Source organism: Halolamina sp. CBA1230 (genome assembly GCF_002025255.2).
In the GTDB taxonomy this organism is placed as follows: Archaea; Halobacteriota; Halobacteria; order Halobacteriales; family Haloferacaceae; genus Halolamina.
In genome coordinates this window covers 560,935-583,755 of sequence record NZ_CP054587.1, presented here as the reverse complement: position 1 = coordinate 583,755, position 22,821 = coordinate 560,935, and the positions used below count along the sequence as shown (strand labels likewise).

Sequence of the window (22,821 nt, the reverse complement as noted above, 5' to 3'; positions counted from 1 at the left end):
ACCGAGGGCGTAAGGCTGTCGTTCGCTGGCGGTGGCGTTCTAGGTTCCTCGCAGTGTTTGGGAGGAACGATCCGGTTCAGTTGGTGCTTATTCGGACGGTCAGTTCGATACTCGAGAGATGCTGTAAATCACTATTGACGATATCGTTTCCCGTGTCTGGGAGAGGGAGCAAGCTACTGACGAAGCGGGCGAGAACGACCGACTGACGCCGCAAAGAACGAAAAAGCGGAAGCGGCCCTTACAGCACGCCCATCGTCTCCAGCCGTTCGGGCAGATACGTATCAGTCACGAAGTCCAGCCCCCGCGACGCCAGCGCCTGCTGTTCGGCCTTCTTCCCGATGTCCAACTGGAGTTCGATCTGTTCCTCCCAGAACTCGGTCTGGAAGCGCGGGTCGTCGAGTTCGGACTCCAGCGCGTTCACGTCCGAGTCCGCCAGCGGATCCGTCGGCAGGTCGTAGTCGACGATGTCCTGCGGACGGATCCCCACGTACTCGGCCTCCGGCGTCGCCAGGTACTCCGAGAGGTGGGCGGACTTGATCGAGCCGTACGCGACCGAGCCGTAGATCCGGTAGGACCACGGGTCGCCGTCAGTGAACACCACGACCGGCAGATCCAGTTCGTTGTGGAGTCGCTTGGTGATCCGACGGGTCGCGCGGGCGGGCTGTCCCTTGAGGTGGACGATCAGGCAGTTGTACTCGTCGTCGAACCCGTTCTCGATCAGGCGGTCCCGCATCCCACCCGTCTCGACACAGAGCACGAAGTCGATGTCGTGGTCGAGGAACTCGATCGTGTCCGGGTTGTTGGGGATCTGGTAGCCGCCTTCGCCGACGTCGAGCTGGCAGTGGATCTCCCGCTCGCCGCGGCGGGTCTGCTCGCGGAGCTCCAGCGGCCCCATCAGGGTCGCGCCCGACTCCTCCGGGCGCATGTGGAAGTCCTCGCGGGTGACGCCCGTGATGATCTCCAGATCCTCGACGAGGTTGTTCGACTCGTCTTGGCCGTTGAACTGGGCCTCCTCGTTGTCCCACGACTCCGAGAGGTAGTAGAGCTCTCGCAGCGTCGAGGAGCGGTCATCGTCCAACTGGTTCGCGAGGAACTCGATGGTGTAGGCGGCCTTCAGCAGCTTCCGCGCCCCGCTGACCGAGTTGGCCGAGCGGGTGGATTTCCGGTCGCCGTACACCCAGACGTTCTTCTCGGGGTCGTACTCGATGTTGCTCTTCGTCCGGGTGGGGAGCTCCATCCGGGGGATCTCGCCGGCCGCGAACTGGTCATAAAAGTCCGCGGCCAGGTCGATCAGCCGTTCCCGTGCCTCCTCGTCGCTCAGGTCCTTCGTGCTCATGCGTTCACCGTGAGTTTCTCGGCGTCGACGCCGTCGACGGTCGCGTCGGCGTCGGCGTCTGTCGGCAGGCTGTACTCCAGTTCGACCGTCTCACCCGACCCCACGTCGGGGTTCCAGTTCACGAACCACTCGTCGTCCATCTCGATCGCGTCGACGCCGTCGGGCAGTCCGTCGGGCTCGGCGGAGACGATCTCGGTGATCTCCAGGCTCTCGTTCCGGTCGGAGTGGTTCTCCACGATCAGCGTCACCGTCTCCCCGTCGCGTTCACGGTCGATGCCGACGTTGTTCATGATCCGGGCCATCGCGCCCTCGATGTCTGGGTGCTCGCGGCCCGTGACTTCGGCGACCTTCTCGGCCATCTGGGGGAGGATCCGCCCGAGCACGTCCTGCTTCTCCCGGCGCTTGGCCATCGAGCGGCGCTTGTTGAGGTAGGATTTGAGTTCGCGGGCAGCTTCCCGGATCGCGAGTTCGATCTCGTCCTCGATCTCCGGGACGCTCGCCAGCGCGTCCTTCGACTCGCTGGTGAACGGGACGTTCGTCGAGGCGACGTGGATCGAGATCACCGCCGGCCCCGAGGGCATCCCCGAGCCGCCGGGCTGATCCAGCCCGTAGTTCCGCCAGCCGATGCGTTTCACCACGTCGGTGGTCGCACACGCCCCGCGCTGGTACACCAGCGGCACGCGGTTGGCGAACCGCAGCAGTTCGACGCTCCCGTCGGCGGGGATATCGCCGCCGTAGGCGATCCCGGCCTCGACGACGAACGGGTCGCCGCCGTGGACCTCGGCGTCGCGCGTCGAGGCGGCGTAGAAGTCCGCATCGTACTCCTTCTTGAGCCCCGCCTCGACCAGCTCGTCAGTGATCGGGGCGAGACAGTCCGTCGGCGGCGAGAGGATGTCGGTCTCCCGCATCGCCTCCAGCAGTTCGGAGGCAGTGTCGCGGTCGCCGGCGATCTCGTTGACGTTCGGCGGGTCGTCCGGGACGGTCTCCATCCGCGACCAGAGCGACTCGACGACGTTCTCGCGGGCGGTGTCGCCGAACGTCTCCTCGTCGTACTCCTCGGTGGTGTCGGCGGCCTCGTCGACCAGCGCTTTCAGGTCGTCGAGGGTGAGACGCATCCGGCTCGGCCCGTCCTCGCGGCCGACCAGTCGTTCGGCCAGTCGCTCCGCGAGGCCGTGGACCGCGGCGTCGTCCTTCCGCGTCGAGGTGGCGTCGTCGACCAGTTCGTACAGCGTGGGGGTGAGCCGGTCGAGGCCCTCTTCCTCGTCGGTGTCGTCCTCGCCGGCTCCCGTTGCCGGCGAGCCTTCGAACCTGACCAGCTCCGCCCACGCGGCTCCGACCGCGTTCTCCCGGACCGTCGAGCCGAACGTCTTGCCCGTCTCGGCGCCCACCTCGTCGGCGACGGTGCCGACGATGTCGACTAACTGGGAGTAGGTGGTCCGTTCGCGTTCTGTCAGGCTGTTCGCGACGCGCTCGGCGAACGTGTCAGTCGCGTCGGCGCCCTTGTTGGAGACGGCCTCGCGGAGGGCGCTCTCGACGTCGGCCGCAACGTCTGCGGCGGGCGCGCCGTTGCGGGCGGGCCAGCCGAGTTCGCGGCCGAAGTGGCGGTCGCGGAAGCTGTCCACGACGCTGTCGGCGGTCTTCTTCCCGACGCGGGTGAACTCCTCCTGCATGAACCCCGAGACGGAGTACGAATCCGTCGCGTCGAGCATCTTGATCAGCGTCCCGAGTTCGACGCCGTGGGGGTGGGGGCGGATCTCCTTCGTCTCCGCGGGGAGCTGGTCGGTCGCGCGCTCGAACTTCAGCGGCTCGTCGAGCCCCGGCTCCCGGAGTTCGATCCGGGCGTGGGGGTTGACGACCGCGGTGTGTTTGATGTAGTTGTGGAGCTGGCTCCGGGCGCGCATGTTCGCCTCCATCTCCAGTTCGATCCGCGTCCCGTGGCTGCGGTCCCAGGAGGTGGTCTCGGCGGTCTGGATCTCCGGCTCGTTGCTGTCGGTGTCGATGATGAGTTCGAAGAACTCCGCCTCCGTACTCCCCTCGGTGCGGGAGGTGATCTTCGCGGGCTTGCCGGAAGTCAGCTGGGAGTACAGTACAGCGGCTGAGATCCCGATCCCCTGCTGGCCACGTGCCTGCTCGCGCTTGTGGAACCGCGAGCCGTACAGCAGCTTCCCGAACACTTTGGGGAGCTGCTCTCTGGTGATCCCGGGCCCGTTGTCCTCGACGACGAGCCGGTAGTAATCCCCGACCTCCCGGATTTCGACGTAGATGTCGGGCCGGATGCCGGCCTCCTCGGTCGCGTCGAGGGCGTTGTCGACGGCCTCCTTCACCGCCGTCACCAGCCCCCGGGCGCCCGAGTCGAACCCGAGCATGTGTTTGTTCTTCTCGAAGAACTCGGCGATGGAGATCTCGCGCTGGCCCTCGGCCAACTCCTCGGCCGTGGTGGCGCCCTCGCCGAGTGTCGTCTGCTGCGAGGTCATTCTGTACTCGGGCTACCCGTCCCCCACGTAAAGTCCCTTTCGTAGCTCGGTGGAACTGAAACTCCGGGAGGCGGACACGACATCGACCCCTCACACCCTTTCGTTCCACCACCGTTCTCGCGCGCACCCCGACACTGCCCGGTTCGACCCGCTCCGCTCCGCCCCCGAACTCTCTTTTCCGTTCCGGCGGATCGATTTCGGATTTATCGAACTTCGCTACGCTTGCAGCTATTTTTCGTTCACGCGCCCCCGCGCGCGTGCGAGCCCTTTATCCCGCGGGGGCGCCTCTCACCTAGTACGCGCTATGTCAGAAGAGAACGCCGACTACGGCGCGGGCCAGATTCAGGTCCTGGAGGGTCTCCAGGCCGTCCGCAAGCGCCCCGCCATGTACATCGGGTCCACCGACGACCGTGGGCTCCACCATCTCGTCTACGAGGTCGTCGACAACGCCATCGACGAGGCGTTAGCTGGTCACTGCGACAGCATCGGGGTGACCATCCACGAGGACGGCTCCGTCTCCGTCACCGACGACGGCCGGGGGATCCCAGTCGACACCCACGAGGAGTACGACCGGCCGGCGCTGGAGGTCATCATGACCGTCCTCCACGCCGGGGGGAAGTTCGACAACAAGTCCTACCAGGTCTCCGGGGGGCTCCACGGCGTGGGCGTGAGCGTGGTGAACGCGCTCGCCCAGCGCCTGACCGCCGAGGTGAAACGCGACGGCGCCGTCTGGCGCCACGAGTTCGAGCGCGGCGAGCCCCAGGGCGACATCGACCGCGTTCGTGACCTCGAGGACGACGAGGGCACCGGGACCACGATCCGGTTCTGGCCCGACGAGGAGATCTTCGAGACCACCGACTTCGAGTTCTCCACGCTTCAGAGCCGGCTCCGCGAACTGGCCTTCCTCAACAGCGGCGTCGAGATCGGACTCGCCGACGAACGCGACGACGAGGCACACGAGCCCCAGTCGGAGACGTTCCGCTACGAGGGCGGCATCCGTGCGTTCGTCCGCTTCCTCAACGAGACCAAGACGCCGATCCACGAGGACGTGATCTACTTCGCGGACGAGGAGGAGGGCGTCCAGGTCGAGGTGGCGCTGCAGGCGACCGAGGAGCTTCAGGGCTCGATCCACAGCTTCGCGAACAACATCAACACCCGCGAGGGCGGCACCCACCTCACTGGGTTCAAAACCGCGCTCACTCGCGTGATCAACGACTACGCCAACGACCACGGGCTGATCGGCGACATCGACGGCAACCTCAAGGGTGAGGACGTCCGCGAGGGGCTGACCGCCGTCGTCTCGGTCAAACACCCCGACCCGCAGTTCGAGGGGCAGACCAAGACCAAACTCGGCAACAGTGAGGTCCGCGGGATCGTCGAGAGCACGGTCCACGAGGGACTGGGGACGTATCTCGAAGAGAACCCCGACACCGCCGAGAAGGTCGTCGCGAAGGCCGCCGAGGCGGCGAAGGCTCGACAGGCCGCGAAGAAGGCCGAGGAGCTGACCCGCCGGAAGTCGGCGCTCGAGTCGACCGCCCTCCCCGGGAAGCTGGCGGACTGTCAGAGCCGCGACCCCAGCGAGGCCGAACTGTTCATCGCGGAGGGTGACTCCGCGGGCGGGAGCGCAAAGCAGGCCCGGGACTCCTCGTTCCAGGCGGTGCTGCCGATCAAGGGGAAGATCCTCAACGTCGAGAAACACCGGCTCGACCGCATTCTTGAGAACGACGAGATCCGCGCGATCATCACCGCCGTCGGGACGGGGATCGGCGAGGAGTTCGACATCGAGGACTGTCGCTACGAGAAGATCATCATGGCGACCGACGCCGACGTCGACGGCGCCCACATCCGGACTCTCCTCCTGACGCTGTTCTATCGGCACATGAAGCCGCTGCTGGAGGCGGGCTACGTGTACGCGACCCAGCCGCCGCTGTACCGCATCCGCTACCGCGGCGAGACGTACGACGTGATGAGCGACGAGGAACGGGACCGCGTGGTCGAGGAGGTCTGTGACGGCAACCCCACGCAGGTCCAGCGGTTCAAGGGGCTGGGCGAGATGAACCCCGACCAGCTCTGGGAGACGACGATGAACCCGGAGAACCGGGTGCTGAAGCAGATCACGCTCGAGGACGCCGCCGCCGCGGACAAGATGTTCTCGGTGCTGATGGGTGACGCCGTCGACCCGCGCAAGCAGTTCATCAAGGAGCACGCGACCGACGCCGAGTGGGTGGACATATGAGCACGGACACGCCCGACGACGGGGACCAGCCGGCCGATCGGGTCGAGCACGTCCGCGTCGAAGACGAAATGGAGCAGAGCTACATCGACTACGCGATGTCGGTCATCGCGGGACGGGCGCTACCGGACGTCCGGGACGGCCTGAAGCCGGTCCACCGGCGCATCCTCTACGCGATGCACGAGGACGGGATCACCGCCGGCTCCGGCCACCGGAAGTCCTCCTCGATCGTCGGGACCACGATGGGGGATTACCACCCTCACGGCGACAGCGCGATCTACGACGCGCTCGCCCGGATGGCCCAGGACTTCTCGATGCGCGCGCCGCTGGTCGACGGTCAGGGGAACTTCGGCTCCATCGACGGCGACCCGCCGGCGGCGATGCGCTACACGGAGGCGCGCATGTCCCCCATCGCGGAGGAGCTGCTCGAGGATATCGACAAGGACACGGTCGACTTCTCCAGCAACTACGACGACCGGCTCACGGAGCCGGACGTGCTGCCCGCCGCGTTCCCGAACCTGCTCGTCAACGGCAGTTCGGGGATCGCCGTAGGGATGTCGACGAACGTCCCGCCGCACAACCTCCGGGAGGTCGTCGACGCGACGGTCGAACTGATCGAGAACCCCGAGGCGACCGTCGAGGACCTGATGGAGCACGTCGAGGGGCCGGACTTCCCGACGGGCGCCAACATCGTCGGCCGCAACGGCGTCCACCAGGCGTACAAGACCGGCCGCGGCCGGGTCCGGATGCGCGCCGAGTTCAAGGTCGACGAGGAGGCGAGCCGGATCGTCGTCACCGAACTCCCGTTCCAGGCGAACAAGGCGCGGCTGATCGAGCGGATCGCCGACGACGTGAACGAGGGGAAGATCGAGGGGATCCGCGATCTGCGCGACGAGTCCGACCGCGACGGGATCCGCATCGTGATCGAACTCAAGCGCGACGCGATGGCCGAGGTGGTGAAGAACCAACTGCTCGAGTCCCACCTCGAGACCACCTTCGGCGTGATCAACCTCGCGCTGGTCGACGGCGAACCCCGGGTACTGACCCTGAAGGAGACCCTGCAGGAGTACATCAAGCACCGTCGCGAAGTGGTGCGCCGGCGCAGCGAGTACGACCTCGCGGAGGCCGAGGACCGCGCCCACATCCTCGAAGGCCGGCTGAAGGCGCTGGAGAACGCCGAGGACGTGGTCGAGGCGATCCGGAACAGCGACGACCGCGACGACGCCAAGGCGATGCTCCAGGAGGAGTGGGGGTTCAGCGAGGAGCAGGCCGCCCACGTCGTCCGGATGCAGCTGGGATCGCTCACCTCGATGGAGCGGGAAGCGATCGAGGACGAGTACGAGAACGTCCAGGCGACCATCGACCGCCTCGAGACGATCCTCGGCAGCGACGAGGAGCTGGACTCGGTGATCGTCGACGAACTCGAAGCGGTCGCCGAGGAGTACGGCGACGAGCGCCGCACCAGCTTCGTCGAGGACGACGGCACGGTCACCCACGAGGACCTGATTCCCGAATCCGAGCAGGTCGTCGTGATGACCGACGACGACTACATCAAGCGGATGTCCCTCGAGGAGTTCCGCACCCAGAACCGCGGCGGGAAGGGGATCATCGGCACCGGGCTGAAGGAGGGCGACGCGGTCGCCTCCGTGTTCGTCGCCAACAGCCACGACTACCTGCTCTGTTTCACCAACCACGGGCAGGTGTACAAGCTGAAGACGTACGAGGTGCCGGAGATGTCCCGGACCGCCCGCGGGAAGTCCGCGGTGAACCTGCTCGACCTCGACGACGACGAGCGAATCGAGGCCGTCGTCAACACCGACGATATCGAGCACACCGAGGGTGACGCCGACGAGCAGTTCCTCACGATGGTGACCCGCGGCGGCTACATCAAGCGCAGCGGCGTCTCGGAGTTCCAGAACATCCTCTCGACGGGGATCCGAGCGATCAGCTTGGAGGAGGGTGACGCGCTCGCGGACGTCGAGGTCACCGACGGCACGCAGGACGTGGTGATCGCCAGCCGCGACGGGATGTCGATCCGGTTCGACGAGACGGAGGCCCGCGCGATGGGCCGCACCGCCCGCGGCGTGCGCGGGATCGACCTCGAAGGCGACGACGAGGTCGCTGCCGTCGCCGGCGTCGACGGGGATCGTGCCTCGTGGCTGCTGACCGTCACCGAGAACGGCTACGGGAAGCGGTCGGATCTCGACGCCTACCGCGTGCAGTCCCGCAACGGGAAGGGGCTGATCGACATCAAAACCAACGACCGCAACGGCGGCGTGACCGCGCTCCACGCGGTCGGGCCGGGCGACCACCTCGTGACGATGAGCGAGGCGGGCCAGATCATGCGCTGTCCGGTCGAGGATCTCTCGATCGTCGGCCGGAACACGATGGGCGTGACGGTGATGGATCTCGACGGCGACGACCGCGTGGCCGCCGTCGACGTGATCGACGCCGAGCGGATCGAGGACGGGACCGAGGAGTAGTCCCGCTGGGGTCGGCCCGGATCGACCGGTCCGCGGTCGAAACATTTCAGAGTTTCCGCACTGTTCGAAGTTGTCAGGCGGCCCCCTCATCGAGTGTGTGATTTTTCGGGTAAACGTTTACTCCGTGGAACTGGTACTCGGCCTGATGACCGAGGAGAGTTCGGATCAGGGGGCTGATAGACCGGACAGTGAGGACGTGGCGGACGAGGTCCCCGGGGAGCTGCTCGAGTATCTCCGGGACTCGATCGGCGAGAACTTGCGTGCGGTCGCCCACTACGATCGTGACGCCGCGATGATCGAGGTCGACGAGAGCGTCGCGAACTCGATCAGCGACGACCACATCGAGGAGGTGATCGACGACCTCCGCCTTCAGGACGTCTCCCGGACCAGACAGGAGAGCCTCTACGAGGTGGGGTCGCTATACTGCTCCATCCGCGCGTTCGACGACGCGCTCGTCGTCCACTTCCTCCAGGGCGATGCCCGGGGGACGATGATCTCGCTCGAACCGTCGACCGCGCCGGGGCTCACCGAGTTCATCTACGACGTGCTCGGGATCCTCCACGAACACTCCGATCAGGAGATCAACCGCGCACCGCAGTGGATGGGGTAGGCGGCCACCGGATCGCCCGCCCACACAAAGCCTATCCCGTGACCGCCGGTCGGGAGCGCTATGCCTGGAGCACGCGTGAGTCAGGGCGAACAGGTGACGCTCCGGACCGTCGAGGAGGAGGACCGCGCGTTCTGTCAGCGGGCGTCGGCCAACCCGGAGATCCGGGTGCCGATCGGGAACCCGCTGCGGAGCCGGAGCGAACTCGGCGACGTGGCCGAATCGGAGGACGACCAGTTCCTCGTCTGTCTGGACGACGCCGGCCCGGGGTCGCCCGAGGAGTCCGAACTGACCCGGGTCGGCTGGGTCGGCGTCGAGGACGCCAGCTACCGCCGGCCGGAGCTGTCGTACTGGCTCGCCCCCGAGTTCCACGGCGAGGGGTACGGGGGCGAGGCGGTCGGCCTCGCGGTCGACTACACGTTCGCGACGTACGACCACCCGGCGGTGGGCGCGATCGCGTACGCGTTCAACGACGCGTCGCGGGGGTTGCTCGAATCGCTGGGGTTCGAACAGGAGGGCCGTGTGCGCCGGGGTCGATTCATCGACGGCGAGTACGTCGACACGATCCACTACGGGCTGTTGCGGGAGGAGTGGTGGGGGGACCAGATTACCGACCGCGAGCGAACGGACGTGAGCGAGCGGGCCGAGGAGCGACCGTAGGGAGTGACGAGGCTTTTGGTCGAGCTTTTGCCAGCGAGCGAGTGAAACGAGCGAGCGCAGCAAAAGGTCGTCGAGTAAGTTACTTCCCCGCTCCACCAAAACCCCCGACGTATGGACGCGACCGAGGGGTTCGACGAGGTGGTCCACGAGCCGGACCGTGAGTTCGTGGAGTCGACCAACGTCTGGCAGTTCATGCAGGCGTACGACATCGACGACTACGAGGAGCTCATCGAGCGGACGACGACGGAAGTCGCGGGCGAGCCCGAGTCCGGCGTCGACTGGTTCTGGGACGAGATGCCCGACTACCTCGACGTGGAGTTCTACGAGGAGTACGACACGGTGCGGGACGACAGCGACGGCCCGCAGTTCACCGACTGGTACCCCGGCGGCGAGATCAACATCGCGCACAACACGCTCGACCGCTACGCCGAGACCGACGCCCCCGAGCGCAACAAGGTCGCCTGCATCTGGGAGGGTGAGGACGGCGAGGTCGACGAGCGGACGTTCCACGACCTCTACCGCCAGGCCAACCGCGTCGCGAACTACCTCGAGGACGCCGGCGTCGAGACCGGCGACACCGTCGGCCTCTACATGCCGATGGTGCCGGAGGTCGTCTCGATCCTCTACGGCTGTTTCAAGGTGGGCGCGATCGCGGTGCCGATCTTCTCGGGGTTCGGCGTCGAGGCGACGGCGACCCGCCTCGACGATGCCGAGCCAACAGTGCTGTTCACCGGCGACGGGTTCTACCGGCGGGGCGACCCAGTCCGCCTGAAGTCGGGCGCCGACGAGGCGATCGAGCAGGCCGGCCACGTCGAGAACGTCGTGGTGTTCGACCGACTGGGGGACCGCGAGAACCCGGACGTGAAGGTGCCGTGGGACGACGAGCGCGACGAGTGGTGGGCCGACGCCGTCGCGCCGCGGGACGGCGAGTACGACACCAAGTCGCTGCCGTCGGACCAGGAGTCGATGCTGCTGTACTCCTCGGGGACGACCGGCGAGCCGAAGGGGATCATCCACACACACGCCGGCGTGCTGACCCAGTGTGCCAAGGAGATCCACTTCGGCTTCGACCAGCAGGATCACGACCGGTTCTTCTGGGTCAGCGACATCGGCTGGATGATGGGGCCGTGGACGCTGATCGGGAACCACCACTTCGCGGGCACGACGTTCATGTACGAGGGTGCGCCCGACTACCCACACCCCGGTCGGTTCTGGGAGATGATCGAGGAGCACGGGATCACGACGTTCGGTGTCTCCCCCACCGCGATCCGGGCGCTGCGCAAGCACGGCGACGACGTCGTCGAGCAGTACGACCTCTCCAGCCTCCGCCTGCTCGGTTCGACGGGCGAGCCCTGGGACCCCGAGTCCTGGATGTGGTTCTACGAGGAGGTCGGCGGCGGCGAGGCGCCGATCATCAACATCTCCGGCGGCACCGAGATTTGTGGCTGCTTCCTGATGCCGCTGCCGATCAACGATCTCAAACCGGGGACGCTTGGCGGCCCCGGCCTCGGGATGGATATCGACATCGTCGACGCCGATGGAAACTCGGTGAAGGAGGACCACGAGCGCGGGTTCCTGGTCGCGCGTGACTCCTGTCCGTCGATGACCAAGAGCCTCTGGTCGGGCGACGAGCGCTACCTGGAGGAGTACTGGTCGACCTGGGAGGATCTCTGGGACCACGGCGACTTCGCCCAGAAGGACGAGGACGGGTTCTGGTTCCTCCACGGCCGCGCCGACGACGCGCTCAACGTCGCGGGCCGGAAGGTCGGCCCCGCCGAGATCGAGGCCGTGCTGGTGGAGCACGACGACGTGAACCAGGCCGCCGCGGTCGGCGTCCCCGACGACACCACCGGCACCGCGGTCGTGACCTACGTCATCCTCGAGGAGAGCGTCGAGCCGAGCGACGAACTTGCCGCGGAACTCCGCGAACTGGTCGGCGAGGAGCACGGCAAACCGTTCCGCCCCCGCGAGGTGCTGTTCGTCGAGGAGTTCCCCAAGACGCAGTCCGGGAAGGTGATCCGGCGGGCGATCGAGGCCGCCTACGAGGGTGAGGACCCGGGGGATCTCTCCTCGATGGAGAACCCCGAGGCGTTCGAGCAGCTGAAGGACGCGTCGTAGCTCGATCGTCGCTGGCTGTTCGCTCCGGTGACACCGTCAGTCGTCGCCGGCTGTTCGCCTCGGCGACACCGTCAGTCGTCGGCGGGTGACGGGCCGCCAGTCTCGCCGGCCCAGGACCCGCTGGCGAAGTCGACCGCGTTGTTCCACTTCGCGACGACCGTCGTCACCGACAGGTCGCCGGAGATGTTCGTCATCGTCCGCATGCGGTCGAGGATCGGGTCCACGCCCGCGACGAAGCCGACGACCTCCAGCGGCAGTCCCAGTTGGGTCAGCACGAGCGTCAGCATGATCAGCCCCGTGCCGGGGACGCCCGCGGCGCCGATACTCGCGAGCACCGCGACGACGACCACCGTGAACTGCTCGGGGATCGACAGCGAGACGCCGACCAGGTTAGCGGCGAATATTGCGGCGACTCCCTGGTACAGCGCGGTGCCGTCCATGTTGATCGTCGCACCCAGCGGGAGCGAGAAGCTGTAGACGCTCTCGTCGATCTTCAGGTTCTCGTCGGCGTTGTTCATCGTCACGGGCAGCGTCCCCGACGAGGAGCGGATCGACAGCGCGGTGATCAGCGCGTCGCGGCCGCCGCGCAGGAACTTGATCGGCGACTGCCCGGCCAGCAGCATCACCAGCCCGCCGAGGTGGACCACCGCGATGTGTAGCGAGACGGCGAGCAGCAGCGTCAGGATCAGCAGCGCGAACGGGACGATGGCGTCGACGCCCGCCTGCCCGAACACGGCCGCCATCAGCGCGAACACGCCGATCACGCCGTACTCCATCACGCCCCAGACGATCTTGAACATCGCCTCCGCGCCGGCCTCCGCGAGGTTGTAGAAGCTCTGGATCCCCTCCTGGACCTGTTCGGAGACCTGGTCGGACTCCTCGACGACCGCCAGCGCGTAGCCGAACACGATGACGAAGAAGATGACCGGCAGGATGTCGCCTTCGGCCATCGAGCCGATGAAGTTCGTCGGGACGATCCCCAGGATCACTTCGACGATGTCGGGCGCCTCGGCCTCCATCGCCTCCCCGCCCGTGAGTTCGAGGTTCTCGCCGGGGTTGATCAGGTTCGCGACGAGCAGGCCGAACCCCACCGCGAGCGCGGACGTGATCGCGTACAACCCCACGACCTGTCCCCCGATCTTGCCGAGCTTGCTCGGCGTCAGCCGGCGTGCCCCCATCAACAGCGTGAACACGACGATGGGGATTATCAGCATGCTCAGCAGCTGGACGAACAGGTCGCCCAGCGGCTGGAGCTGCGTCGCCGGCTGTCCGACCGCGAGCCCAACAATCGAGCCCAGGACGAACGCCGCGCCGATACGATACACGATCGGGACCGACCGATAGCGTGACCAGTACGTGCTAGCTGTACTCATCTGTCGACTGCACGGTTCACCCACCGACACTTAAACTAACGTACGACGGCGACCACGGCCGCTAGCTACGTTGCCGTTCAGCGGCTGGAGAGGGAGATCTCGTTCGGGTCGACGGCCGTCGGCTCCGGGGCGGCCCCCGTCGTCACCGCCAGATCACCGCGTGGGTCGTCCCCGCTCGGCCCCACGAGCACGGCACACCCGCCGACGAGCAGCGGCGCGAGCAGGCCGGCGACGACGGCGCCCGGCTCGGCGAGCGACGCCCGGATCACCACCCGACTGTCGGCGTCGAGCCCGCGGCGGTCGGCCACCTCCGACGCGGCCGCGAGCGCGTCGCCGTGGCTCACCGTCCGGTCGCCGGCGACGAGCAGCTGCGTCTCGGGGGCGATCTCGGTCGGTGGGAACGCCGGGTTCTCGCTCCAGACCGACTCCGCCCAGTCGATGGTCTCGGCGTCGCCGGCGTCGTCATCGGACTGCGTCCGATTGGCAGACGGGCTTCGCCCGTCGACGCCGCCGAACACTGCGAGTTTGGTGCCGGGAGCGGGGTCGTAGGTGGCCTGCTCGGCAGCGGGAACGAGCAGCAGTCGGTCGCCGGCATCGGCGCCGGCTTCCGGGTCGAACCGCGTGGCGGCGCCGAGTTGGGCGGCACCGAGGAAGGCGAGTACGGGCGGCAGGTCGGGGACGGGCGCGACGGCGACGGTTCGTCCCTCGCCGACGCCGTGGTAGCGCAGGACGTTGCCCGCTTTGTACGCGTTCGTGATCAGTTCGTGGTAGCTCCGCTCGCGTCCGTCGACCACCAGCGCTGCGCGGTCGCTGCGGCGGTCGCGGGCGAGCAGGTCGGCGACGGCGTCCATACTGAGAACAGTCGCGCGGAGCGGCAAGGCTCCGGCGGTCGGCGACGGCTGGATCCCGGGGTCTACGGCGCGCCCGCGATCACCATCCGGGAGTCGTCCGCCTCGAACAGCAGCATCCGGGAGTCCTCGGGGTCGACACGGACGGCGTCGCCGGGATCCATGTCGACGGTGTCGTCCTCGACGGTGAGCTTCGCCGTGCCGGAGAGCAGCACGTACACCTCCTCCTGGCCGTCGCTCTCGTGGGCGTGCTCCATCCCCTCCCAGCCGGCGTCGGCCTCGACGACGGTGACGCCGAGGTTCTCACAGTCGAGCGCGTCCCGGAGGAAGTACATCCCGGGCGCCTTCGGTTCCACATCGTCGTACGTGACGGTGTCGTGACTCATGCGGGTGAGTCGTGGGTCGCTGCCGTGAAAAGTCGAGCGGCGGCGGTGCTCAGAGCGAGTTCCGGATCTTCTCGAAGAACCCGCGATCCACGTCGACCTCCTCGCCGCCGGCTTCCGCGAACTGCTCGAGCGCCTCGCGCTGCTCCTCGTTCAGGTCGTCCGGCGTGACGATCTGCACGTCGACGTAGAGGTCGCCCTGCCCGCGACCGCGCAGCCGGGGCATCCCCTTGCTGCGGAGGCGGAACCGCTCGCCGGACTGCGTGCCGGCGGGGATGTCGAGCTCGACGGGGCCGTCGAGCGTCGGCACCTCGACGGTCGCGCCGAAGGTGGCCTGCGGGAACGAGATGGCGTGGCGATGCTCCAGATCCGCGCCGTCGCGCTCGAACTCGGGGTGGTCCTCGACCTCCACCTCGATCAGCAGGTCGCCCTTCGGGCCGCCGTTCTCGCCGGGCGCGCCCTCCCGTTCCATCCGGAGGCTCTGCCCGCTCTGGATCCCGGCGGGCACGTCGACCTGAAGGGTGGCCTCCTGTCGGACGACGCCGTCGCCCGCACAGGTCGAACACTGCTCGGAGTACAGTTCGCCCTCGCCGCCACAGCGCCGACAGGTCTGGGTCTGCTGGACGCGGCCGAGCGGGGTCTGCTGGACCTGTGTGACCTGCCCTTGGCCGTCACACTCCGGGCACGTCTCCACGTCGGCGTCCGCGGGGTGGCCCGAGCCGTCGCAGTCGGGACACGTCTCGGGGCGCTGGATGGTGAACTCCTTGCTGACGCCTTCGTACGCATCCTCCAGCGTGATGGACATCCCAGTCCGGATGTCCCGGCCGGCCTGCGGGCGGTTGCCGCCGCCGCGACCGCCCCCGCGGCCGCCGCCGAAGAACTGCTCGAAGATGTCCTCGAACCCGCCACCGCCGCCACCGCCGCCGCCCATGCCGCCGCCCATGCCGCCGCCGAACGGGCCGCCGCCCATCCCGCCGGCACCGCCGCCACCGGCGCCCTCGTCGAAGCCGCCGCGCTTCTCGGCCTGCTCGAAGCGTTCGTGGCCCATCTGGTCGTACGCCTGCCGTTTCTCCTCGTCGGTGAGCACCTCCTTGGCCTTCTTCGCCTTGCGGAACTTCTCCTCGGCGTCGGGGTCGTCGCTCACGTCGGGGTGGTACTGGGATGCCTTCTTCCGGAACGCCTGCTGGATCTCGTCCTCGTCGGCGTCCCGCGAGACTCCCAGCACCTCGTAGAAGTCCTCGCTCATTCGTTATCGGGAACAACTGGCTCGGCCTATTTGAATCGCGTGGCTCGCGGCCCAGCTCGGCGATGGGTTCAACGCGTTGCGCCCTGATGTGTGAACGAATGCCGTCGTTCACCGCCCGCGCCGAGTACGATCGCCTTACCCACGTTCGCGCCCACCGCCCCGGCCTCGAACTCTGGCCCGGCGCGCTCGAGCCCGAGACGAACCTGTTCGACGCCCCGGTGCCGCCCGCGCAGGCCGCACGGGAGCACGAGCGCATGACCGACGCGCTCGAACGCGCCGGCGTCGAGGTCCACCTGCTCGCCGACGACCTCGCCGCCGCGGGCGCGCTCGAGGACCTCGTCGCCGAGTACGTCGACCTGCCCGACGGACACGACGCGGCGTCGGCGACCGCCGCGTTCGACGCCCGCGAGACGCTCGAACTCGTGCTCTCGCAGGCTACGCTCACGGAGGCGAACGACCGCACGAGCGTCGAACTCCGGGAGCCGATCTCGAACACGCTGTTCCAGAGCGACACCGTCGTCGTCGGCGACGAGGGGCCGGTGCTCTGCGAGATGGGCGAGTCGATCCGGCAGGACGAACTCCCGATCGTCCGCCGAGCATGGGAGGGGCTGGGCGCCGAGTTCACCCACGAGATGACCCGCCCGCTCGAGGGCGGGGAGTTCCTCCCGGCCGACGAGTTCGCCCTGATGGGCGTCTCCGCGGAGATCGACGGCGCGGAGGAGGTGATCCGAACGACCTACGACGCGGGCCGAGAGTTCCTCGACGCCGGCGCGGTCGACTTCGACGAGGTCGGCCTCGTGCGCGCGCCGCTGGCGGCGGATCGGCGCCACCGTGAGCAACACGGGATCGGTTCGCGCGTGCTCCACCTGCTGGGCTGGTGTAACCTCGCCGCGGAGGGGCTGGCGGTCACCGACACCACGCTCGCGAAGGAGGCGACGGTCGACGTGTTCGAGCGGACCGTCGACGGCTACGCGTTCGACCGCTCGATATCGACGCTCGACTACCTCCGCGATCGGGGGTACGACATCGTCGAGATGGGCCCGAAAGAGCGCTGGGCGGCCAACTTCCTCACCGTCGACGACGGAACGATCGTGCCGATGCACCGCACCGACGAGGACGGCGAGTACGATCCGGCGCTGAACGGCACGATCGAGCGCCTGAAGGAACGCGGTGTGACAGTGCTCCCCGACGGCGAGGGGATCCCGGAGGGGGTGCTGACCCGCGGTGCCGGCGGGATCAACTGCATGACCGTGCCGCTGGAGCGTCGGTGAAGAGCAGAACCGCAGAAACCGTGACGGGCTGAGACCGCATCGTGGTTCCCGCTACCCAGTACGGTTCAGAAAGCTCGCTCCGCTCGCTTTCTGAAATCACGAGGGACTTCGCTCCGCTCGTCCCTCGAATCGACGAAGACGGCTCCGCGGACTCGTGTTACTCGTCCTTGTCGCCGTCTTCGTCGACGTCCTCGAAGTCGGCGTCGACGTACTCGTCGTCGTCGCCGTCAGGCTCACCGCCCATGCCGCCCGGACCGCCTGCAGCGCCGCCGGGACCGCCAGCGGCACCCGCACCGGCACCGCCGGCGCCCGCTGCGGCCTGCTCTTGGTGCATCTGCTTGCCGATCTCCTGCAGTTCGTCGCTGAGCTCCTCGGTCGCGTTCTCGAGCTCCTCGGCGGTGGCGTCCTCGTCGTCGAGAACCTCCTCCACCTCGTCGATCTTGGCCTCGACGTCCTCGATCACGTCGTCGTCGACGTTCTCCTCGTTCTCCTCGATGAGGGTCTCGGCGCGCTGGATCGCGCCCTCGGCCTCGTTGCGGGCCTCGATGCGCTCGCGGCGCTGCTGGTCCTCCTCGGCGTGCTGCTCGGCCTCCTCCTGCATGCGGTCGATCTCCTCGTCGGAGAGGCCGGCGCCGCCCTCGATGGTGATCGACTCGGCGTTGCCCGAGCCCTGGTCCTCGGCCTCGACGTTGACGATCCCGTTCTCGTCGATGTTGAACGTGACCTCGATCTGGGGGGTGCCCGCGGGCGCCGGCGGAATGCCGGTCAGCTGGAACTCACCGAGCAGTTCGTTCTCTTCGGCGATCTCGCGTTCGCCCTGGAACACGCGGACCTGGACGGAGGTCTGGTTGTCCGCCGCGGTGGTGAACACCTTCGACTCCTCCGTCGGGATCGTGGTGTTCTTCTCGATCAGGCGCTCGAACAGGCCGCCCTTGACCTCGATCCCCAGCGAGAGCGGGGTCACGTCGAGCAGCACGAGGTCGTCCACGTCGCCGGAGAGCACGCCGCCCTGGATCGCCGCACCCAGCGCGACCGCCTCGTCGGGGTTGACGTTCTTCTTGGGCTCCTGCCCGACCAGCTCCTCGACCTGCTCGTGGACCTGCGGCATCCGGGTCGAGCCGCCGACGAGGATCACCTCGTCGATGTCGTTCTTGTCGTAGCCGGCGTCCTCGAGCGCCTGCTCGGTCGGGTCGACGGTGCGCTCGATCAGGTCCTCGGTCAGCGACTCGAACTTCGCTCGGGTGATCGACTGCTCGAGGTGGACCGGGCCGGAGTCCGTCGCGGTGATGAAGGGGAGGTTGACCGTGGTCTCCTTCTTGTTCGAGAGTTCGATCTTCGCCTCCTCGGCGGCGTCTTTCAGCCGCTGGAGCGCCTGCCGGTCCTCGCGGAGGTCGATCCCGTGCTCGTTCTCGAACTCGTCGGCGAGGTGGTCCATCAGCGCCTGGTCCCAGTCGTCGCCGCCGAGCTCGTTGTCCCCGTTGGTGGCGACGACCTCGTAGACGCCGCCGCCGAGGTCGAGGATCGAGACGTCGAACGTCCCGCCCCCGAGGTCGTACACGAGGACGGTCTGGTCGGAGTCGTCGTCGAGGCCGTAGGCCATCGACGCCGCCGTCGGCTCGTTGACGATGCGGTCGACCTCGAAGCCGGCGATCTCGCCGGCGTCCTTGGTCGCCTGTCGCTGCTTGTCGTTGAAGTACGCCGGGACCGTGATGACCGCCTTCTCCACGTCGTCGCCGAGATACTCCTCGGCGTCGCGCTTGAGCTTCTGGAGGATCATCGCCGAGATCTGCTCGGGCGTGTACTCATCGCCGTCGGCCTCGACGGTGTACTCCTCATCGCCCATGTGGCGCTTGATCGAGGAGATAGTGTTTTCGGGGTTCTGGATCGCCTGGTTCTTGGCGGGCTTGCCGACCAGGCGCTCGCCGTCGTCGGAGAACGCGACCACCGACGGCGTGGTCCGGTCACCCTCGCTGTTGACGATGATCTCGGGGTCTCCACCCTCCATGACGGCCATGGCGGAGTTGGTGGTCCCGAGGTCGATTCCGAGGATCTTGTTGCTCGCCATCTTGGTCGTGTATTCCGGGCTGAATCGGTTAAAGGTTGCTTTCACGACCGCAGAACGTCCCTACGCCGGCTTGCGGTTATGTCAGCCGGTGGCAGGGTGTGGGAAAGGATTTATGCCGAAGCGGCGTCCGACCGCTACTCCTCGCTAACCGTGACCTGTGCGGTCCGGATCACCTTCTCGCCCATCTCGTAGCCGGGACGGTAGAGCTCCTCGATGGTGCCGGCGGGGCGGTCGCTCTCGACGCGCATCAGCACCTCGTGGCGCTCGGGGTCGGGCTCCTTGCCCGGTTCGGGCTCGATCCGTTCGACGCCCTCGTCGTCGAGCACGCGGTCCAGTTCGCGGAGCGTCCCCTCGACGCCCTCGCGGATGTCGGCGTCGCCGTCCTGCTCCAGCGCGCGGGCGAGGTTATCCCGGACCGGGAGCAGGCTCTCGACCAAGTCCTCGGTCGCGCGAGCCTGCTGCTGTTCGAGCTTCTTCTGCTGGCGTTTCTTGAAGTTCTGGAAATCCGCCTGCTTGCGGGTGAGCTTGCTCTCCAGGTCGTCGATGCGCTCCTCGTAGTCGGACCGCTCCTCCCGCAGTTCCTCGGCCAGCTCCTCGTCGTACTCGGCGACGCGTTCGATGGGCGATCGGTCGAGCTCCTCCTCGCCCGCGGCGTCAGCCTCAGTCTCGCCGTCGTTAGCCTCGGCCCCGCCGTCGTCGACCTCGTTCTCCGCCGGGGTGTCGACGGCGTCCTCGGCGTCGGTCGGCTCCTCGGCTGCCGCGTCGGCGTCGTCACTCATGTTCGAAGGGAGCGCCGCCGTGGGTTTAAGCGTTGCAAAAGCGCCCCGCGATCCCGTCCCGATCCGCTCAGTCGTCGCCGGTGAGCTCCTCGAGCATGAACACCGACTCGGGCTTCGAGAGCGGGTCGTTCGCGTTGCCGCAGTGGGGTGACTGCACGCAGGACGGGCAGCCGTCCGCGCAGTCACAGTCGTCGATCAGCCGGGCGGTCCGGGCCAGCAGTTCCTCGATGCGGTCGTAGCCGCGCCTCGTCAGCCCGACGCCGCCGGGGTGGCCGTCGTAGACGAACACCGTCGACTGGTCGGTGTGGCCGTGGTACGGCGTCGAGAGCCCGCCGATGTCCGCCCGGTCACAGAGCAGGTACAGCGGGAACAGCGAGATGACGCCGTGCTCGGCCGCGTGGATGCCGCCGTTGAACCCGTACTCCGGGTCGCCGTCCTCGGCGGCCATCGCGCGCATCTCCACCTCGACGTCCTCCGGGACCGTCCAGTAGAGCGCCTTCGTTCGGAGCGTCGTCTCCGGGAGGTCGAGCGACTCCCGGCCCAGCGTCTCGCCGGAGGCGGCGTCGCGGCGTTCGAACCCCGTGATCCGCTCGGTGACGGAGACGTCCGCGAACCGGACCGCTGTGTCGGGACGGGCAGAGAGCGCTTTCTCCCGCAGGTCCTCGTGGACGGTCACGTCCTTCTCGGTCAGCACTCGCGTGTGGTAGTCCGCCCACGTCGGCTGGAGGCGGGCCGTGTCCCGATCCAGATCCAACTCCGCGACCTCGTAGCGCTGGCCCTGGTGGTGGTAGATCGCGCCAGGGTGAGCGTCACGGAGCGCGTCCGAGAACCCCAGCGTGGCGATCACGTCGCCCGAGCGGGCGTCCCGGAGATCCACGTCCCGGTCGTCGATGGTCCGGAGGTTCATCGAGTGCTGCGGGCTCCCCTCGCCGTCGTGGGTCCAGCGGAGCCCCTGCGCGGTGTCGCGTCGTTCCAGCACCCCGGCGTCCTCCAGATCCGCGACCACGTCCGGGAACGGCTCGCCGAAGTGGCGTTCGTCCTCCCGCGAGAGCCAGTTCTCCACGGCCGCGCTGGCGACGTGGTCGGGCATGATCTGCTCGTTCTCCGGGTCAGAGATGGCGTCCTCGGGGTCGCCTTCGAAGAACGACTCCGGGTCGCGCATCAGGTACTGGTCCAACTGATCCTCGCCGGCAACCATCACCACCAGTGCGGGGTCCTCCCCCCGGCCCGCGCGCCCGGCCTGCTGGAACGCCGCCATCCGGGTGCCGGGGTAGCCGTCGACGATCACCGCGTCCAGCCCGCCGACGTCGACGCCGAGTTCGAGCGCGTTCGTGCTCCAGACGCCCCGGAGTTCGCCGCTGTGGAGCTGCTCCTCCAGTTCGCGCCGGCGTTCGTCGGTCAGCGAGCCCTGGTAGGCGCCGACCTTCCCCGCCAGTTCGTTCGCGCCGCGGCTCCGGAGTTCCTTCGCGGACTCGGCAGCGTACTGCTCCGCAGTCTGGCGACTGCGGGTGAACACGAGCGTCTGCTCGCCCGCCTCGACGAGATCCGTGAACAGCCGCATCGACTCGGTGTGGCTGGAGCGCCGCCGGCCGGTATCGCGGTCCTGCTCGTACTCGGGCGGGTTCCAGAGCACCCAGTCCCGCGGCCCGGTCGCGGAGGCGTCGTCGTCGACGAGCGTGAACCCCGACGGCGCCTGGCCGGTGACCGTCGCCGCGTGCTCGACGGGGTTGCCGATCGTCGCCGAGCAGCAGACGTACGTCGGGTCCGATCCGTAGCGCTCACAGATCCGGTTCAGCCGTCGCAGGAGGAGCGCCACCTGTGACCCGAACACGCCGCGGTAGCTGTGGACCTCGTCGACCACGACCAGTTCGAGCGACTCGAAGAACCACTCCCAGAGCCGGTGGGCGTGGGGGAGCAGCGCGTAGTGGACCATATCTGGGTTCGAGAGCAGTACCGTCGGCCGGCGGTCCCGAACGTCGCGCTTCTCGGATTTCGAGAGGCGGCCAGTGTACTGATCGACCGAGACACGGGAGCCGAACCCGAGATTCCGGGCCAGCTCCGAGAGCGTCTCCAGCTGGTCGGAGACCAGCGCGTTCTGCGGGCCGAGATACAGCGTCCGGCCGCCGTGGTCCATCGCCCGCTCGAACGCGGGGACGGTGTACGCGAGGCTCTTTCCGCTGGCGGTCTCGGTCGCGATCACGACGTCGTCGCCGTCCCTGACGGCCTCGATCGCGGCTGCCTGATGGTCGAAGGGCTGCTCGATCCCGCGGTCGGCGAGTGCGCTTTCGAGGCGCGACTCGACGTCGAGATCCACGAACGTCGGCTCACGGGCGGGGACCCGCCGGTGGGCGGCCACCTGCGCCTCGTAGTACGGGCGCTCCCGGAGCCAGTCGAGCGGGTCGTGCACGCGCCCGCTCGGCGCCCGCGAGCCATGACCGTTCTGGTCCCGGCCGCTTTTGACCCGCCGTGCCGAGGTATCGGTATGGCCGACGGCGGCACCTACACCCTGGTCTTCTCGCTGCCCAGCGCCGCCGATATCGAGGTCGGTGCGCTCGGCGAGTACCGCTTCCCGCCGGGCGGCTACTGCTACACGGGGAGTGCGCTCGGCGAGTACCGCTTCCCGCCGGGCGGCTACTGCTACACGGGGAGTGCGCTCGGCAGTGGCGGGTTCTCCCGGATCGACCGGCACCGGCGCGTCGCCGCCGGCGAACACGACGTTCGCCACTGGCACGTCGACTACTTCGGCGGCCACTCGGACACCGAGCTGGTCGCGGTCGAACGCACGCGCGGGCAGGACTGCGAGTGCGCGGTCGCGCGAGAACTCGGCGACGGCCCCGTTCCGGGGTTCGGTGCCTCGGACTGTGACTGCGAGAGTCATCTCACACGCTTCGAGAACGCCGATGTCGCGGCCGAGCGAGCGGACGGCGTCCACGATCGACGTTGAT

16 protein-coding genes are annotated in these 22,821 nt (G+C 67.9%); 7 read left to right on the top strand and 9 right to left on the bottom strand.

The genetic code is table 11. The annotated features are described in order from the left end of the window. Positions 1–238: 238 nt before the first annotated feature. Both B4589_RS02960 and B4589_RS02955 read right to left on the bottom strand, forming a co-directional pair. A complete protein-coding gene (locus B4589_RS02960) occupies positions 239–1,336 on the bottom strand; it encodes a DNA topoisomerase IV subunit A (protein ID WP_079232871.1) in 1,098 nt (365 codons plus the stop codon). Next, positions 1,333–3,810, bottom strand: a complete 2,478-nt coding sequence (locus B4589_RS02955; protein WP_079232870.1) for a DNA topoisomerase VI subunit B — start codon at positions 3,808–3,810, stop codon at positions 1,333–1,335. The genes B4589_RS02960 and B4589_RS02955 overlap by 4 nt, the downstream gene beginning before the upstream one ends. Positions 3,811–4,114: 304 nt before the next feature. Between B4589_RS02955 and gyrB the strand changes: the two genes are divergently transcribed. The 5 genes from gyrB (at position 4,115) to B4589_RS02930 (ending at position 11,911) form a co-directional block, all read left to right on the top strand. Then, positions 4,115–6,046, top strand: coding sequence for a DNA topoisomerase (ATP-hydrolyzing) subunit B (gyrB, locus tag B4589_RS02950; protein ID WP_079232869.1), 1,932 nt, complete (start codon positions 4,115–4,117; stop codon positions 6,044–6,046). After that, positions 6,043–8,526 carry a DNA gyrase subunit A gene (gyrA, locus tag B4589_RS02945; protein ID WP_079232868.1) on the top strand — a complete coding sequence of 828 codons (2,484 nt, stop codon included), beginning with the start codon at positions 6,043–6,045 and terminating at the stop codon, positions 8,524–8,526. The genes gyrB and gyrA overlap by 4 nt, the downstream gene beginning before the upstream one ends. Positions 8,527–8,671: 145 nt before the next feature. Next, positions 8,672–9,136, top strand: coding sequence for a hypothetical protein (locus tag B4589_RS02940; protein WP_143414256.1), 465 nt, complete (start codon positions 8,672–8,674; stop codon positions 9,134–9,136). Between the two features lie 60 nt (positions 9,137–9,196). Continuing rightward, positions 9,197–9,793: a GNAT family N-acetyltransferase gene (locus B4589_RS02935; protein WP_079232866.1), complete on the top strand. Its 597-nt coding sequence runs from the start codon at positions 9,197–9,199 to the stop codon at positions 9,791–9,793. Between the two features lie 111 nt (positions 9,794–9,904). Continuing rightward, complete coding sequence (locus tag B4589_RS02930) at positions 9,905–11,911, top strand: AMP-binding protein (RefSeq protein WP_079232865.1); 2,007 nt, start codon at positions 9,905–9,907, stop codon at positions 11,909–11,911. A gap of 71 nt (positions 11,912–11,982) precedes the next feature. Here B4589_RS02930 and B4589_RS02925 read toward each other — a convergent pair whose 3' ends face one another. The 4 genes from B4589_RS02925 to dnaJ all read right to left on the bottom strand — a co-directional run bounded on the left by B4589_RS02925 (position 11,983) and on the right by dnaJ (position 15,761). Further along, positions 11,983–13,284, bottom strand: a complete 1,302-nt coding sequence (locus B4589_RS02925) for a dicarboxylate/amino acid:cation symporter (RefSeq protein WP_079232864.1) — start codon at positions 13,282–13,284, stop codon at positions 11,983–11,985. Positions 13,285–13,361: 77 nt separating this feature from the next. Continuing rightward, complete coding sequence (locus B4589_RS02920; RefSeq protein WP_079232863.1) at positions 13,362–14,135, bottom strand: AMP-binding protein; 774 nt, start codon at positions 14,133–14,135, stop codon at positions 13,362–13,364. Positions 14,136–14,197: 62 nt separating this feature from the next. After that, complete coding sequence (locus B4589_RS02915; RefSeq protein WP_079232862.1) at positions 14,198–14,518, bottom strand: cupin domain-containing protein; 321 nt, start codon at positions 14,516–14,518, stop codon at positions 14,198–14,200. Between the two features lie 49 nt (positions 14,519–14,567). Continuing rightward, positions 14,568–15,761 carry a molecular chaperone DnaJ gene (gene dnaJ / locus B4589_RS02910; protein ID WP_079232861.1) on the bottom strand — a complete coding sequence of 398 codons (1,194 nt, stop codon included), beginning with the start codon at positions 15,759–15,761 and terminating at the stop codon, positions 14,568–14,570. A gap of 98 nt (positions 15,762–15,859) precedes the next feature. Between dnaJ and B4589_RS02905 the strand changes: the two genes are divergently transcribed. Then, positions 15,860–17,032 (top strand): arginine deiminase family protein, encoded by a 1,173-nt coding sequence (locus B4589_RS02905; protein WP_158081133.1) that lies wholly within the window; start codon positions 15,860–15,862, stop codon positions 17,030–17,032. Positions 17,033–17,189: 157 nt separating this feature from the next. On the opposite strand, the gene dnaK is transcribed toward B4589_RS02905, so the two are convergent. The 3 genes from dnaK to B4589_RS02890 all read right to left on the bottom strand — a co-directional run bounded on the left by dnaK (position 17,190) and on the right by B4589_RS02890 (position 22,283). Next, the gene (gene dnaK, locus B4589_RS02900; protein ID WP_079232860.1) at positions 17,190–19,097 is read right to left on the bottom strand and encodes a molecular chaperone DnaK; all 1,908 of its coding nucleotides are present in this window, start codon (positions 19,095–19,097) and stop codon (positions 17,190–17,192) included. A 134-nt stretch (positions 19,098–19,231) separates the two neighbouring features. Beyond that, the gene (locus tag B4589_RS02895) at positions 19,232–19,876 is read right to left on the bottom strand and encodes a nucleotide exchange factor GrpE (RefSeq protein WP_079232859.1); all 645 of its coding nucleotides are present in this window, start codon (positions 19,874–19,876) and stop codon (positions 19,232–19,234) included. Between the two features lie 67 nt (positions 19,877–19,943). Next, complete coding sequence (locus B4589_RS02890) at positions 19,944–22,283, bottom strand: DEAD/DEAH box helicase (RefSeq protein ID WP_079232858.1); 2,340 nt, start codon at positions 22,281–22,283, stop codon at positions 19,944–19,946. A gap of 75 nt (positions 22,284–22,358) precedes the next feature. Between B4589_RS02890 and B4589_RS02885 the strand changes: the two genes are divergently transcribed. After that, positions 22,359–22,820 (top strand): DUF123 domain-containing protein, encoded by a 462-nt coding sequence (locus B4589_RS02885; RefSeq protein ID WP_143414255.1) that lies wholly within the window; start codon positions 22,359–22,361, stop codon positions 22,818–22,820. The last annotated feature ends 1 nt before the right edge of the window (position 22,821 follow it).